This window comes from Novosphingobium sp. 1529 (assembly GCF_040544855.1).
Lineage (GTDB): Bacteria > Pseudomonadota > Alphaproteobacteria > Sphingomonadales > Sphingomonadaceae > Novosphingobium > Novosphingobium capsulatum.
In genome coordinates, this window is the sequence record NZ_JBEPKW010000001.1 from 784,871 (window position 1) to 800,076 (window position 15,206).

Genomic DNA, 15,206 nt, shown 5'->3' on the forward strand with positions numbered 1-15,206 from the left:
GCTTTACCCGCGCAGCAGCGCGGTCATCGTGGCGCGATAGCGCGCTGCAATCGCGGCCCGGGCAATGTGGCGTCCGCCCTGCACCACCTGCCGACCCCTGCGCCACACGCCATCGACCAGGCGGCTGCCGCCGGCAAAGATCCAGGCGTCAATTGCACTTTCCGGCCTGTGGCCCGCCAGAGCGGGATGGGCGGAATCAAGCGTAACGAAATCGGCAGGCGAGCCCACCGCCAGGCCCGCATGTGTCTGTCCCAGCGCTTGCGCCCCGCCGGCAAGGCAGGCGCGCAGCAGCGTTTCCCCGGTCGAGGCGCCCGGCCCTTGCACCAGCACGGCCCGGCCGCGCTGGTCCAGGCGCTGGCCATATTCCAGCAGGCGCAGTTCTTCGGCCGCATCGATCCGCACGTTGGAATCGCTGCCCACACCGATCCGTCCACCAGCGGCCAGAAAGGCGCCAGCGGGAAATAGCCCATCACCCAGGTTCGCCTCGGTAATCGGGCATAGCCCCGCCACCGCGCCGCTGCGCGCCAGGGCCAGCGTTTCGGCTGGCGTCATGTGCGTGGCATGGACCAGGCACCATTGCGCATCCACACGCGTACGGTCGAGCAGCAGTTCCACCGGGCGCTGCCCGCTCCAGGCCAGGCAATCGTCCACTTCCTTTACTTGCTCGGCAATGTGGATGTGGATCGGCCCACCCTCGGCCAGCGCGCTCACCTGCGCCAACTGGTCCAGCGTGACCGCGCGCAGGCTGTGCGGCGCCACGCCCACCACCGCATCGGGCAAAGCCGCAGCATGGCCGCGCGCCGCCTCAACCAGGCGGGCAAAGCCATCAAGATCGGTGATGAACCGCGCCTGCCCGGCGCTGGGCGGCTGCCCGCCGAACCCGGAATGGCTGTAGAGCACGGGCAGCAGCGTCAGGCCGATGCCGGTTTCCTGCGCGGCAGCAACCACAGCGGCGCTCATCTGCGCCGGATCGGCAAAAGGCCGGCCGCCCGCATCGTGGTGTAGGTAATGAAATTCGCCCACGCGGGTAAAGCCGGTTTCCAGCATTTCCACCTGCGCCTGCGCGGCAATGGCCAGCAGGTCTTCGGGCGTGACCTGCCCGACAAAGCGATACATCGCCTCGCGCCAGGTCCAGAAACTGTCTGCGCCCGGCCCGGCGCGTTCAGCCAGGCCAGCCATGGCGCGCTGAAAGGCGTGGCTGTGCAGATTGGGCAGGCCCGGCATGGCCCAGCCGTGCCGCGTCTCTCCGGCGCGCGGGGCCTGATCGGCCGCGATTGCTGCGATCTGCCCGTCAGCCAAGGTCACCCGCACATCGCGCGCCCACCCTGTGCCCAGCCAGGCCGCATCGAAGAACAGGGTTTGAGAATCCGCTTGCATCGTCACGCTCCTTGCGTGATTATGTATATACATTATCGCACCCCCGGCAAGGACCAACCCAGCATGCGCTGCGACACGATCTGGACCAATGCGCACCTTGTCACGATGGCGGGGAAAGGCCCCGACGCAGACGCGCTGGGCCGCATCGAAAACGGCATGATCGCCGCGCGCGACGGGGTTATCGTCTATGCCGGGCCGGCCGCTGCGGCGCCGGCGCTAGAGGCAGACGCAACGGTCGATTGCCAGGGACGCTGGATCACCCCAGGCCTGATCGATGCGCACACCCACCTGGTCTTTGCCGGCAACCGTTCCGACGAATGGGAAGCCCGGCTGGCCGGTGCCACCTATCAGGATATCGCCCGCGCTGGCGGCGGGATCATGGCCACGGTGCGCGCCACGCGCGGGGCCAGTGTCGATGATCTGGTTCGGGCCGCGCTGCCGCGCCTCGACGCCCTTTTGGCGCATGGGGTTACCAGCGTCGAAATCAAATCGGGCTATGGCCTGACGCTCGAAGCCGAACGCGCGATGCTGCTGGCCGCGCGGCAACTGGGCCAGGTGCGGCCGGTGCGCATCGTCACCACGTTCCTAGGTGCCCACGCGTTGCCGCCCGAATGGGCCGGAAATGCCGATGGCTATATCGCGCGACTGGCCGACGATTGGCTGCCCACCCTGGCGGCAGAGGGGCTGGTCGATGCGGTCGATGCCTTTTGCGAAGGCATTGCCTTTTCGCCGGCACAGGTCGATCGCCTGTTCCGCGCGGCCCGCGCGCTCGGCCTGCCGGTGCGGCTGCATGCCGAACAGCTTTCCAACCTGGGCGGCGCGGCACTGGCCGCCAGCCACGGCGCGCTCTGCGCCGATCATCTCGAACACCTTGACGCCGATGGCATCGCCGCGATGGCGCGAGCTGGCACCGTGGCGGTGCTGCTGCCCGGCGCGTTCTATTTCATGCGCGAAACCATCAAGCCGCCGATCGCCGCGCTGCGCGCCGCCAGCGTGCCCATGGCCATCGCCACGGATTGCAACCCAGGCACTTCGCCGCTCACCGCGCTGCTGCTGGCGATGAACATGGGCGCCACGCTGTTCGGCCTGACGGTGGACGAATGCCTGGCCGGTGCCACGGTCCATGCCGCCCGCGCGCTGGGCCTGGCCGGCACGCTGGGCCAGCTTGTGCCTGGCCAGCGCGCAGACCTCGCAATCTGGAATATCGCGCGCCCGGCTGATCTTGTTCACGGGATGGGCGCAGCGCCGCTCCATGCCCGCATCTGGAGTGGAAAATGACACAAATCGTCCTCACCCCTGGCGCGGCCACGTTGGCCGATTGGCGCGCGATCCACGGTGGCGCCGATGTTGTGCTGCATGATGATGCCTGGGGCGCGATCGCGGCCAGCGCGGCGGCCGTCGCGCGCATCCTGGCCAAGGGCGATGCCGTCTATGGCATCAACACCGGCTTTGGCAAACTTGCCAGCGTGCGCATCGCCGATGAAGACCTGGCCGCCCTGCAACGCAATATCGTGCTCAGCCATGCCGCCGGCACCGGTGCGCCCTCCCCCGTGCCTGTGGTGCGGCTGATGATGGCGCTCAAGCTCGCCAGCCTGGCGCAGGGCGCCTCGGGCGTGCAGGTGGCCACCGTGCGCTTGCTGGCAGACATGCTGGCGCGCGGCCTGGTGCCGGTGGTGCCGTGCCAGGGTTCGGTGGGTGCCAGCGGCGATCTTGCCCCGCTTTCGCACATGACCGCCACGATGCTGGGCGTTGGCGAGATTTTCGTGGATGGCATTGCCGTGCCCGCGGCCCAGGCGCTGGCCGATCATGGCCTGACGCCGGTCGCGCTGGGGCCCAAGGAAGGCCTGGCGCTGCTCAACGGCACGCAGTTTTCCACGGCCAACGCGCTGGCCGGGCTATTTGCGGCCGAACGCCTGCTCGCCACCGGCCTGGTCACCGGCGCCCTGTCGACTGAGGCGGCGCGCGGCACCGATACTCCGTTCGACCATCGCATCCATGCCCTGCGCGGCCATGGCGGGCAGATCGAAACCGCCGCCACCTTGCGCGCGCTGATGGCCGGCAGTGCCATCCGCGCCAGCCACGCGGTGGATGATCCGCGCGTGCAGGATCCCTATTGCCTGCGCTGCCAGCCCCAAGTGATGGGCGCCGCGCTCGACGTGCTGCGCCAGGCCGCGCGCACGCTGGAAATCGAGGCCAACGGCGTCACCGACAATCCGTTGATTTTCCCCGATGCCGATGAAGCGCTGTCGGGCGGTAACTTCCATGCCGAGCCAGTGGCCTTTGCCGCCGACATGATCGCCCTGGCGCTGGCCGAAATCGGCTCGCTGTCGGAGCGGCGCCTGGCCATGCTGGTCGATCCCGCGCTGTCGGGCCTGCCTGCCTTCCTCACCCCGCTGCCGGGGCTGCATTCCGGCTTCATGATCCCGCAAGTAACGGCCGCAGCCCTGGTTTCGGAAAACAAACAGCGCGCCGCGCCGTGCAGCGTCGATTCCATTCCCACGTCGGCCAACCAGGAAGACCACGTGTCGATGGCCGCCCACGGCGCGCGGCGCCTGCTCGACATGGCGGGCAACCTCGATGCGATCCTCGGCCTCGAACTGCTCGCCGCCGTGCAGGGCATCGAATTTCACGCGCCGTTGCGGTCAAGCGACGCGCTGGAAGCGGTGCGCGCCATGTTGCGCGGCGTGGTGCCTGCTCTGGTCGAAGACCGCCATTTTGCACCCGACATTGCCGTCGCGCGTGGCATGGTCGAGCGCGGTGCCGTGCTGGCGGCGTGCCCGCTGCAACTGCCGGTGCTGGGCTGATGGACTGGCTCACCATCCAGCGCGGCGCCGCACCGCTTATCGTGGCCTTTCCCCACGGCGGCACCAATCTGGCCGGGTGCGCCTTCGGCTCGGAATGGCTGGCCCGGCGCGATACCGATTGGTGGATCGGCGAAGTCTATGACTTTGCCCGCGATCTCGACGCCACGCTGGTTGCCACGCGCATCTCGCGCAGCGTGATCGATGCTAACCGCGATCCTTCGGGTGCCTCGCTCTATCCCGGCATGGCCACCACCGGCCTGTGCCCGGAAACCACGTTCGATGGCGAACCGCTGATCCATGCCCCGCTGGCGGAGGGCGAAATCGCCCACCGCCGCGAAACCTGGCACGCGCCCTATCACGCCGCGTTGGCGACCGAAATGGAACGGCTTCGTTCCATTCACCCGCGCGTGGTGCTCTATGATGCGCATTCGATCCGCAGCCGCGTGCCCCGCCTGTTTCCCGGGGAACTGCCGCTGTTCAACATCGGCACCAACGATGGCCGCTCTTGCGCGCCAGAGCTGGAATCAGCCGTTGCCACCGTCTGCGCCGCCAGCGGCGAAAGCCACGTGGTCAACGGCCGCTTCAAAGGCGGCTGGACCACGCGCCACCATGGCGATCCCGCGCGCGGCATCCACGCCGTGCAGATGGAACTGGCGATGCGCGGCTATTTGGCGGAACCGGCGGAGCCCACGGCGGAAAACTGGCCGCCCCGCCCCGATCCACGGCGCCTTGCCCACCTGCAACCCATCCTGAAGCGCGTGCTCAGCGCCTGCCTTGCCTTTGCTGGAGAATGACGATGACCCGTTTGGACAACAGCCGCGTGATCCGCCCCGCCACGGGCACGGACCTGACCGCCAAATCCTGGCTGACCGAAGCGCCGCTGCGCATGCTGATGAACAACCTGCATCCCGATGTGGCCGAACGGCCCGAGGAACTGGTCGTCTATGGCGGGATCGGCCGCGCCGCGCGCGATTGGGAAAGCTATGACAAGATCGTCGAAACCCTGCGCCGCCTGGAAGATGATCAGACCCTGCTGGTGCAATCGGGCAAGCCGGTGGGCGTGTTCCGCACCCACGCCGATGCGCCGCGCGTGCTGATCGCCAATTCCAACCTGGTGCCGGAATGGGCCAATTGGGAGCATTTCAACGAGCTCGATCGCAAGGGCCTGGCCATGTATGGCCAGATGACCGCCGGCTCGTGGATCTATATCGGCACCCAGGGCATCGTCCAGGGCACGTACGAAACCTTCGTCGAAATGGGGCGCCAGCACCATGGTGGCGATCTTTCCGGCAAATGGCTGCTGACGGCGGGCCTGGGCGGCATGGGTGGTGCGCAGCCGCTAGCCGCGGTCATGGCCGGCGCATCGTGCCTGGCGATCGAATGCCAGCGTAGCCGGATCGAGATGCGCCTGCGCACCGGATACCTCGATCACGCCGCCGAAACCCTGGACGAGGCGATGGCCATCATCCGCCAGTCCTGCGCCGACAAGAAGCCGGTGTCGGTGGGCCTAATCGGCAATGCCGCCGAAATCCTGCCCCAGATGCTCGACGCCGGCATCCTGCCCGACCTATTGACCGACCAGACCAGCGCGCACGATCCCATCAACGGCTATCTGCCCGCCGGATGGACCGTGGCGGAATGGATCGACAAGCGCGAGCGCGAGCCGGAAAGCGTTGCCAAGGCCGCACGCGCCAGTATGGCCACGCACGTGCGCGCCTTGCTGGAATTTCAGGCGCGCGGCGTGCCCACCACCGACTATGGCAACAACATCCGCCAGGTGGCTTTTGACGAAGGCGTTGAAAACGCGTTTGATTTCCCCGGGTTTGTGCCGGCCTACATCCGCCCGCTGTTCTGCCGGGGGATCGGCCCGTTCCGCTGGGCGGCGCTGTCGGGTGACCCGGAAGACATCTACAAGACCGACCAGAAGGTGAAGGAGCTGCTGCCCGACAACGCCCATTTGCACAACTGGCTGGACATGGCGCGCGAGCGTATCCACTTCCAGGGCCTGCCGGCGCGGATCTGCTGGGTGGGCCTGGGGGACCGCCACCGCCTGGGCCTGGCGTTCAACGAGATGGTCGCCAAGGGCGAACTCAAGGCGCCGGTGGTGATCGGCCGCGATCACCTCGACAGCGGATCGGTCGCCAGCCCCAACCGCGAGACCGAGGCCATGCTCGATGGATCGGATGCCGTGTCGGATTGGCCGCTGCTCAATGCCCTGCTCAACACCGCCAGCGGCGCCACCTGGGTGTCGCTGCACCACGGCGGCGGCGTGGGCATGGGCTATTCCCAGCATTCGGGCATGGTGATCGTGGCTGACGGCACGCCAGAGGCAGCGCGCCGCCTGGAACGCGTGCTGTGGAACGACCCGGCCACCGGCGTGATGCGCCATGCTGATGCCGGCTATGCCATCGCCCAGGATTGCGCCCGCGAAAAGGGGTTGGACCTGCCCGGCATTCTGGGCTGATCCAGCCGCTGGTCGATCCCCGCCGGAACCGGCGCGCTGACCGCGTGACGGCCGATCCGGCGGGGACAGACCATTCCCCCCGATATGATCCTAAATATTTGGATACGCGTCAGGAAATCTATTGTAACAGCGGCACGCAAGACAACTTTTGCGGGACCGATCGAAACGATGGCATATACAATTCGCACCATTCGCATGGCTGTTCCACTGGCATGCGGATTGCTCGCAGCCTGCGGCGGTGATGGCCCGGTCAATTCCGTATCGGCCAGCAAGCCTTTTCCGCAGAGCACCTCGGGCACGTTTTCCGCCGCAACGGCCACGCAAACCTACACCGGCAGCCTGAGCAGCGGCCAATTCGGCAGCCAGTTCAGCAAGCCACTGGCAGTGACGCCCGCCACCACGGCAAGCGTCAACGCGGCCACGACAATCGCCTATGACGCCGCGACGGGAACCTATACCGTGCAGGCGGGCAGCACATCGGCCAGCTTCACCGCGGCCGACAAGATGCCGTCGAGCGACTATACCACCAGTTTCAACAAAGGTGGCGACAGCCTGACGCTGTATGGCAATGCGCAGCCGGGCAATACGGCAACCGCCCCCGTCAGCCTGAGCTACACCAGCTTTGGCAAATGGACCCACGTCGACGCCAGCGCCGACCAGACCGACATCCGCTATTACGTGTTTGGCGAAATGTCGGGCAGCAAGGGCATGCCCACCAGCGGTTCGGCCACCTATGCCACCACCGTTTCGGGCACGATGCTGGCATACAACTATGCCCCGGCCACACTGAGCGACCTCACCGGGACGGCAACGTTCACGGCCGATTTCGCCCAGGGCACGGTCAGCACCGGCCTGTCCCTCCGCGCGGTCGGGAATCCCACCGAAGGCAGCGCAGGCGTCTACAGCGGCAGCGGCACGATCGCGAAAGACCAGTTTGCCGGTACGTTCACCAGCGGCACCAACTACTTTGTCAGCGGCGCATTCAAAGGTGCCTTCTTCGGGCCATCAGCGGCAGAGATGGGTTATACGTTCGCGATCAAGGGCCACAATCCTGATCCTTATGCCGGCGCCAGCGTATCACCCGGCGACATTTCCATCGTCGGGGCCGTGGTCGGCGCGAAGAAGTAGCCCCTCCCCCACGCTGCACTCCACAGCCGTCCTCCAGCGCGAGACCGCCCCGGATCGTCTGCTCTGGCCCAAGCGCCGGCGCGACGATCCGGCCGGCCGGGGTGGCACGGCGTTGTGGTCAGATGGTCCGCTTCAGAAATAGCGCTCACCGACGCGGATCGTGTCGCCGGGCAAAACCGCCACTGGCGCGCCGCTGCGCAGCGATACGCTGTGTTCGGCCGAAGTCGTCTGCCGCCGCAGGAATGCCGTCTTTTCGTTGGCGCGATAGGTAAATCCGCCAGCCTTGGCGATGGCCTGCTCCACCGTCATGCCCGAGGCATAGGGATATTCTCCCGGCTTGTTCACCTCTCCCAGAATATAGAACGGGCGGTAGTTGAGCACTTCCACACTAACGCGCGGATCGTTGACATAAGCGCCCGCCAGCCGACCGGTAATCTCGTGCGTTACGTCGTCGATGGTGTGGTTTCCCGCCTGGACCACGCCGATGAGGGGAAAGGCCACGGCCCCGGTGGAGGTGACGTTGTATTCGCCGGTCAGCGTCGGCTCGTTGAACACGGTGATGCGCAGCTTGTCACCTGCGCCCACCCGATAGCCCGCCAAGCCGGTGGCGCGGTCCACCGCCGATAGCGGCTGCGCCGTGGTGCCCGCGCACCCCGGCAACAACAGGGCGAAGCCCAGCACGGCCGCCAGCATGGCGGGCCGGGCCGCCCGGGCCATGGCAGCATGGCGCGAGAGACCATGATCGATATGGGGAATCACGTTACACCCTCCGTGTGCGTTCGTTTCCCGGTTGTTCTATGCCGCGCCCTTGCGAAGACAATGCAGCGGCCCGGGATGAAAACTCCGACTTGGAGGCTTTCCGGAACGATCGGAATCGCCGGTTGGGCCGGGCGGCGGGCTTGGCCATACCTAATCGATGGCCGTCGGGCGGAACCGGCCAGCGCGCCGTATATGCGGGCAAATCCTACGCATTTTTCCGGTGCCATACGCGGATTTACCGATAGCCGACGGCGCGATTGCCACCCGGCCTGCGCCACCCGCCGCACCCCTCTCCTGGGCCCGGATCAGCCGGCTGCAAGGGGTGCCAAGCGGTGCCTCGCTATTGCTCCGCTGCGGATATGCTTGGCCTTCCTTGCGCGGGCGAACCGCCACAGGCTGAGGTCATACCGGGAGCGGGCAAGGCCTGGGGCGCCAATCGCGCCGCCGCCCTGCGCGCCGGGTGCAGAGCTTGACTTGGCCGAAGGGGGCAATGGTGAACACCGCAATCGACTTTTATCGCGCGCCAGCCGGCATCGTGCCGGCCACGCCGGCCGAGCCGCGGGCCAACAGCGCGGCGGCAACCGACCGCATCGATCTGCGGCGGCTGATGGCCATGTTCCGCCGGCGCATCGGCGTGTTCCTGGGCGTGTTGCTGGGCGTGCTGGCAATCGGCATGGTGATCACGGCGCTGCAGCCGCGCACCTACCAGGCCCGCGCCGAAGTCACGCTCAACAGCAAGTTGCAGCCCGTTGCCCCAACCAGCACCAACGACCGGACGGACCAGCCGGCCATCCCCAGCGAGAGCTTTGTCGATACGCAGGTTTCGGTAATCACCTCGGAAACCAACACGGCCGCTGTTGCCGATGCCCTGGGCCTGGCGCACGATCCGCGCTTTGCCCCATCGCCAGACGAAGGGAAAGCCGCCAACACAAAATCTGCCGGCGCCCCGCAAAGCGCGCGCGAGGCGGCCATTGCCTACCTGGCCAAGAACGTGGCGGCGCAGCGCATCGGCACGACCTATGGCATCGCCATCACGTTTGAAAGCAGCGACCCGCAGGAAGCCGCGCGCATCGCCAACGCCTTTGCCGAGCAATACACGCTGGGCGCGCTGGAGAACAAGCGCAGCGGCGCGCGCGAAACCACCGGGGTGATCGCCAACCGGCTGGAACAACTGCGCCAACAGGCGCTGGCCGATAGTGCGACGGTGCAACGATATCGCATCGCGCACAACCTGCTCAGCACCACGCAGGGCACGCTGACCGAGCAGGAAATCTCGTCGTACAACCAGGAAGTGACCGCTGCCCGTGCACAGGCGAGCGAGGATGCCGCCCGCCTGGAAGCGGCGCAGCGCCAGTTGCAGGCCGGTGGCAGCGGCGGCGTGGGCGAAGCCTCGCTCTCGCCGGTGATCGGCCAGATGCGCGCACAGCAAGCCAGCCTTGCCGCCGAATTTGCCGCCATGTCATCACGCTATGGCCCACAGCATCCCGAAGTGCTGCGCTCCAAGGCGCAGCTTGATGCCGTGAACCGGCAAATCGCCGCCGAAACCCAACGCGTGATGGCCAGCCTCGAAGCCAAGGCCCGGGTATCGCAGCAACGCCTGGCTTCGCTTGCCGGTTCGCTCGATGCCTCGCGCGGGGCACTGGCGCAGAACAACGCGGCGCAAGTGGGGCTCGACGACCTGCAGAAGCGCGCCGAAACCTCCAACGCGCTTTATGAAAGCTATCTCAACCGCTTCAAGGAACTGACCGCGCGCGAAGGCACCGAGCAGGCCGATGCCGACATGCTGCACCGCGCCGATGTTCCGCGCCATCCCAACAGCCCACACATCCTGATCAACGGGGTGCTGGCCGTGGCGCTGGGCACCGGGCTTGGCATCGCCGCCGCGTTCCTGGCGGAAATGACCTTCACCGGCCTGACCACGGGTGAGGATATCGAAGAGCGCATGGGCGTGCGCTATCTGTGCGCCATTCCCACACTGCAATCGGTGGCACGGCGCGGGGAGCGGGTGCCGGCCAGCGCCCTGCTGGAAGATCCGCGTTCGGTCTTTGCCGAAAGCTTCCGCTCGCTGCGCGCCTCGATCGCGATGAACACCACCGAGGCGCGGATCATTGCGATCACCTCTGCCCTGCCCGAGGAAGGCAAGACCACCACGTCGATCTGCCTGGCGCGCTCCATGGCGGCGGCAGGTGACCGCATCCTGCTGATCGACGGGGATCTGCGCCACCAGGGCGTCAGCCGGTTCCTGCGCGGGGGCGAAGGGCGCCCTGGCCTGATGGAAGTGCTGCACGGCACGGCCAGCCTCGACGATGCGCTGGTTGTCGATCCTGGCACGGGTCTCTCGATCCTGCCGCTCTGCGCCGAGGCGGGTGATCGCGCGGAACTGATGACCGGGGTCGAAATGGATCGCCTGCTCGCCACGGCGCGCGAGCGGTTCGATGCGGTGATCATCGACACCGCGCCGGTGCTGCCGATCGCTGACGCCCGCCTCTTGCTGGGCAAGGCCGATGCCTCGGTCTTCGTGGTGCGCTGGCGCAAGACACCGGAGCAGGCCCTGCGCGCCGCGCTGCGCCTGTTGCCGATCGACCGCGTGCAATTGGCCGGCGTCGCCCTCACCCGCGTGGACATGCGCAAGCAGCCGCGCTTCGACTACGGCGAAACCGCATTCTACCGCAGTTACGAGAGCTATTATGCCTGAGCGGCGGCGCTCGGCGGACCGATCCACTGCGCCTGCGGACACGGCGGTGGCTGTTACCGCGCCGGGCGCAGCAGGCACGGCCGACGTGCCGGCTTTGCCACTGCATGTGCCGGAAACGGCGCGGCGGCCCGAAGACCATAGTGCGCAGCTGGTACTGCCCGCCAAGCCAGAGCGCACGGCGATCCCAGCGGTCCATCCAAGCGCAGACCCACGCCGCCGCTTTGCCCGCGTGGCCATCGTGCATTACTGGCTGGTGACGATGCGCGGCGGGGAGCGGGTGCTGGAGCGCTTGCTGCACCTGTTTCCGCAAGCCGATATCTTCACCCACGTGTACGACCCGACAGCTGTTTCCGACACGATCCGCCGCCACAAGGTAACGACCAGCTTCATCCAGCATCTGCCAGGTGCGCGGCGGCATTATCAAAGCTATCTGCCGCTCATGCCCATGGCGCTCGAGCAGTTGGACCTGCGCGGCTATGACCTGGTGATCAGCAGCGAAAGCGGGCCGGCCAAGGGCGTGATCACGGCGCCCGATGCCCTGCATCTCAGCTACGTTCATTCGCCCATGCGCTATCTGTGGGACCATTATCACGATTATCGCGATGCCGCCGGGATGGTCAGCCGGGCAATGATGCCGCTGCTGTGCCACCGCCTGCGCGCCTGGGATGCCAGCTCGGCCGCGCGGGTGGATCGCATCGTGGCCAATTCGCGCTTTATCCAGCGGCGCATTGCCAAGGCCTGGCGCCGAGAGGCCGATGTGGTGCACCCGCCGGTAGAGATCGATCTGTTCGATCGCGCCGATGCGGTGGGGCCGGCCTATCTCTGGGTAGGGCAGATGGTGCCCTACAAGCGGCCCGACCTGGCGATCGACGCTTTCAACGCGCTGGGCCTGCCGCTGGTGATGGTGGGCGATGGTCCGCTGGCCGCCGCCATGCGCCGCCGTGCCGGGCCCAACATCACCATCCTGCCGCGCCTGCCCTTTCCCGCGCTGCGGCGTGCCTATGCGCAGTGTCGTGCGCTGGTGTTTCCGGCGGAAGAGGATTTCGGCATCGTGCCGGTGGAGGTGATCGCCTCGGGGCGGCCCGTGCTCGCCTATGCCGGGGGCGGCGCGCTCGACAGCGTGACGCAAGACCTGACGGGCCAGTTCTTTGCCAGCCAAAGCGTGGACTCGCTGATCGCCGGGGTGAAGGCGATGGAAGCATGGTTGCCGCATTTTGATCCTGCCGCGGCCATGGCCGATGCCCGCCGCTTTGCGCCCGACCGGTTCGACCAGGGGCTGTTGCATGCGCTGGAATAGGGCGCGGCGTCCCAACGTCATCGTGCTTGTGAAACCGTCTGCCACTTTCTGACCAGGGGATACCCATGGCCACGCATCTCGCCCCCGCTTCGACAGATCGTCACGCCCCGGCCTTGCCACTCCCCCCTGCGGCAGGCCCGCAAGACTGGCAAACTACGCCGCGTGCTGCGGTCGATGCGCCGCCCGTGGTTGGCCCCAGCGGCCGACTGGCCCGCTGGTTCACCGCGCTCCAGCCGCGCAACCGGCTAGCCACGCTTGCCACGCGACTAGCATTGCGGCGGCGCGGCATAGTGCCCGGGCACCGCTTTTTCGTGCACGGCCATCGTCCGCGCCTAATCGGCAAGGGCCAGATCCGCATCGGCGCGCGGGTCAACCTGCGTGGTGACGTGGCGCCGGTGCGCATCGAAGTGGCACGCGGCGCGCTGGTCACGCTGGCGGATCGCGCCTTTCTTAACGCCGGGGTGCAATTGATCTGCCACAGTGCGATCGAGATCGGCCCGCATTGCCGCATCGGCCCCGATTGCGTGCTGTGCGACACCAACCACCACCCGGTGCACCAGGGCGATGGCGTGCGCGTGGCGCCGATCCGGCTGGGCCGCAATGTGTGGCTGGGGCGCGGGGTGATCGTACTGCCGGGCGTGACTATCGGTGATCATGCCGTGGTTGCCGCCGGCGCAGTGGTGACCCAGGATATTCCCGCCGCCCAGGTGTGGCGCGGCAATCCGGCCAGCTTTGCCAAGGCAGTGCGCTGCGCGCCCGATTTCATCCGGCCATGATAGCGCCGTTCTCTTCCGTTTCTATCGTCCTGCTTGTGCGGAGCCTGCGATGCAATTGACCTTCATCGGCGCGATCCAGGTGCTGTTGGGCCTCAGCCTGTTCCTTGCCGGATCGATCGAGGCGATGTTCGCATTCCTCTTGGTCTCGACGCTGTTTGGCGGCTCGGCCGCGATCGTACTGCCGATGCTGGGCGGGTCGTCGATCCCGCCGGTGCAGTTTGCCCTGGTGTTCATGGCGCTGCGCCTGCTGGTGCCCGGTGCTGGGAATGGCATGGCGGTGGGCCAGGCGGCGCGGGCCAATATCTGGCTGGCGACGTTCATTCTCTATGGCGCGGTGCTGGCATTTATCGGCCCGCGCCTGTTTGCCGGGCAGATTGACGTGACCCCGATGCGCGGCAAGGTGGAAGCACGCTATATCTCCATGCGCGCCTATATCTATTCCACCCGCCCATTGAGCTTTTCCACCCAGAACATCACCACCACGGTCTATCTCGTCGGCACCCTGCTGACCGCGATTGCCGCGCACGTGGTGTGCAGCAAGGAGCGTGGGCGCCACGTGTTTGTGCGCACCATGGCGATCGCTGGCCTGGTCCACGGCCTGATCGGCTTTCTCAGCGTGGCGGCCAAGGGCACGCCGGTGGACAGCCTGCTCGCCCTGTTCCGCAACGGGTCTTATGCCCAGCTCGATCACAGCTATCGCGGGTTCGTGCGCATGGCCGGGCTGTGGCCAGAGGCATCGGGATTTGCCTGGTTTGGGATCAACTGGTTCGTGTTCCTGTTCGAATGCTGGATGCGCCGGGTAGACAGCCGCTATACCGGTCCGGCGGCCTTCGTGCTGGCAGCGGCGCTGCTGTGCAGTACGGCAACCACGGCCTATGTCGGCCTGGGCATCTATGGCGCGCTGGTGCTGGGGCGCAGCTTGCTATTGCCAGGCGCGATGCCGGCCGATCGGGCCCTGATCATTGCCGGCGCGGGCCTGGCCATGATCGTGTTGATCACCGGACTGATGATCGCCCACCCGGTTCTGGTCAACGATGCCACGGAACTACTGCGCCACATGACGGTGGACAAGGGCCAATCGCTGTCTGGCGAACAGCGCGGCTTCTGGGCCTGGCAGGGCTGGCATGCCTTTGTCGCCACGCATGGCATCGGCATTGGGCCGGGCAGCTTCCGCTCGTCTAGCCTGGCAACCGCCGTGCTGGGCTGCACCGGCCTGATCGGCGCGACGGCGATGATCGTGCACATGATCAGCGCGTTCAAACCCACGCGGCTGTCCACCTATGTCCCCTCGCCCGACATGGCGCTGTCGACCGGCGCGGCCTGCGCCTGGGCGGCAGTGGTCGATGCCGTGGTCGCCTCGCTGTCCTCTCCCACCTGCGACCCGGGAACGGACTTTGCCATCCTCACCGGCGCCGCCTTGGCCCTGCGCCCGATCGTGCCCCGCCTGACCCCATGGCGCGGCTCGGTGCGCCGCCTGCCCCCCTTGCAGCTTTCCCCCGCGATGGCGTTGGGCAGCGCCATGCCCGAGCCGGCGTTTTCGACGCAGCCGGCCGAGTGAGGGGTATCGGCTTAGCGGGCGGAATTAACGGCGCAGCGGGCGAGCGCTGTGCCCGACGATCGCCATACAAGGAGAAGAAGGCGGCGCGGTCAACTGACCGATTGGCAGACACCAGTCGCACTGCACCATCGCGCACTGGGTTGGTGAACAAATTCAAACGACAGCTTGCGCTTATTTGAGGACATGCTGGCGTTTTGTACAAGCAGAACAGCTGGACCCCGGATCAAGTCCGGGGTGACGGTAAGTCGATTTATGGCTTGAAATCTACATCACCCCGGACTTGATCCGGCGTCCAGCCATCTTTCTTGCGCAATGTAGCTACGACTAATCGTTAAACTTCTGACGTAG

11 protein-coding genes are annotated in these 15,206 nt (G+C 66.8%); 9 read left to right on the forward strand and 2 right to left on the reverse strand.

Features of this window, described 5'->3' with window-relative positions; genetic code table 11:
• Window positions 1-3 precede the first annotated feature (3 nt).
• Complete coding sequence (locus tag ABIC78_RS03450) at window positions 4-1,377, reverse strand: formimidoylglutamate deiminase (protein WP_354487866.1); 1,374 nt, start codon at window positions 1,375-1,377, stop codon at window positions 4-6.
• Window positions 1,378-1,440: 63 nt separating this feature from the next.
• On the opposite strand from ABIC78_RS03450, the gene hutI reads away from it, so the two are divergent.
• The 5 genes from hutI (at window position 1,441) to ABIC78_RS03475 (ending at window position 7,773) form a co-directional block, all read left to right on the forward strand.
• Entirely contained in the window at window positions 1,441-2,655 is a 1,215-nt protein-coding gene (gene hutI / locus ABIC78_RS03455) for an imidazolonepropionase (protein ID WP_354487868.1), read from the forward strand.
• Window positions 2,652-4,181 carry a histidine ammonia-lyase gene (gene hutH, locus ABIC78_RS03460; protein WP_354487870.1) on the forward strand — a complete coding sequence of 510 codons (1,530 nt, stop codon included), beginning with the start codon at window positions 2,652-2,654 and terminating at the stop codon, window positions 4,179-4,181. Before hutI ends, hutH begins: the two co-directional genes overlap by 4 nt.
• Window positions 4,181-4,975 (forward strand): N-formylglutamate deformylase, encoded by a 795-nt coding sequence (hutG, locus tag ABIC78_RS03465; RefSeq protein WP_354487872.1) that lies wholly within the window; start codon window positions 4,181-4,183, stop codon window positions 4,973-4,975. Before hutH ends, hutG begins: the two co-directional genes overlap by 1 nt.
• Window positions 4,976-4,977: 2 nt before the next feature.
• Window positions 4,978-6,645, forward strand: a complete 1,668-nt coding sequence (gene hutU / locus ABIC78_RS03470) for a urocanate hydratase (RefSeq protein ID WP_354487874.1) — start codon at window positions 4,978-4,980, stop codon at window positions 6,643-6,645.
• A gap of 168 nt (window positions 6,646-6,813) precedes the next feature.
• On the forward strand, window positions 6,814-7,773 hold the full coding sequence (locus ABIC78_RS03475; RefSeq protein ID WP_354487876.1) for a transferrin-binding protein-like solute binding protein: 960 nt from the start codon (window positions 6,814-6,816) through the stop codon (window positions 7,771-7,773).
• Between the two features lie 132 nt (window positions 7,774-7,905).
• Here the strand turns inward: ABIC78_RS03475 and ABIC78_RS03480 are convergent, their stop codons facing one another.
• Window positions 7,906-8,532: a polysaccharide biosynthesis/export family protein gene (locus tag ABIC78_RS03480; protein ID WP_233250895.1), complete on the reverse strand. Its 627-nt coding sequence runs from the start codon at window positions 8,530-8,532 to the stop codon at window positions 7,906-7,908.
• A gap of 490 nt (window positions 8,533-9,022) precedes the next feature.
• Between ABIC78_RS03480 and ABIC78_RS03485 the strand changes: the two genes are divergently transcribed.
• The 4 genes from ABIC78_RS03485 (at window position 9,023) to ABIC78_RS03500 (ending at window position 14,858) form a co-directional block, all read left to right on the forward strand.
• The gene (locus tag ABIC78_RS03485) at window positions 9,023-11,227 is read left to right on the forward strand and encodes a GumC family protein (protein ID WP_062785417.1); all 2,205 of its coding nucleotides are present in this window, start codon (window positions 9,023-9,025) and stop codon (window positions 11,225-11,227) included.
• Between the two features lie 259 nt (window positions 11,228-11,486).
• Window positions 11,487-12,524 (forward strand): glycosyltransferase, encoded by a 1,038-nt coding sequence (locus ABIC78_RS03490; protein ID WP_354488125.1) that lies wholly within the window; start codon window positions 11,487-11,489, stop codon window positions 12,522-12,524.
• Window positions 12,525-12,589: 65 nt separating this feature from the next.
• Complete coding sequence (locus ABIC78_RS03495; RefSeq protein ID WP_168351711.1) at window positions 12,590-13,300, forward strand: acyltransferase; 711 nt, start codon at window positions 12,590-12,592, stop codon at window positions 13,298-13,300.
• Between the two features lie 49 nt (window positions 13,301-13,349).
• Entirely contained in the window at window positions 13,350-14,858 is a 1,509-nt protein-coding gene (locus ABIC78_RS03500) for a hypothetical protein (protein ID WP_354487879.1), read from the forward strand.
• Window positions 14,859-15,206: the final 348 nt, after the last annotated feature.

Coding starts and splice junctions, on each gene's coding strand:
- ABIC78_RS03485 (WP_062785417.1), top strand. CDS start 9,023: ATGGTGAACACCGCAATCGACTTTTATCGCGCGCCAGCCGGCATCGTG.
- hutH (WP_354487870.1), top strand. CDS start 2,652: ATGACACAAATCGTCCTCACCCCTGGCGCGGCCACGTTGGCCGATTGG.
- ABIC78_RS03500 (WP_354487879.1), top strand. CDS start 13,350: ATGCAATTGACCTTCATCGGCGCGATCCAGGTGCTGTTGGGCCTCAGC.
- ABIC78_RS03475 (WP_354487876.1), top strand. CDS start 6,814: ATGGCATATACAATTCGCACCATTCGCATGGCTGTTCCACTGGCATGC.
- ABIC78_RS03450 (WP_354487866.1), bottom strand. CDS start 1,377: ATGCAAGCGGATTCTCAAACCCTGTTCTTCGATGCGGCCTGGCTGGGC.
- hutU (WP_354487874.1), top strand. CDS start 4,978: ATGACCCGTTTGGACAACAGCCGCGTGATCCGCCCCGCCACGGGCACG.
- ABIC78_RS03495 (WP_168351711.1), top strand. CDS start 12,590: ATGGCCACGCATCTCGCCCCCGCTTCGACAGATCGTCACGCCCCGGCC.
- ABIC78_RS03490 (WP_354488125.1), top strand. CDS start 11,487: ATGCGCGGCGGGGAGCGGGTGCTGGAGCGCTTGCTGCACCTGTTTCCG.
- hutI (WP_354487868.1), top strand. CDS start 1,441: ATGCGCTGCGACACGATCTGGACCAATGCGCACCTTGTCACGATGGCG.
- hutG (WP_354487872.1), top strand. CDS start 4,181: ATGGACTGGCTCACCATCCAGCGCGGCGCCGCACCGCTTATCGTGGCC.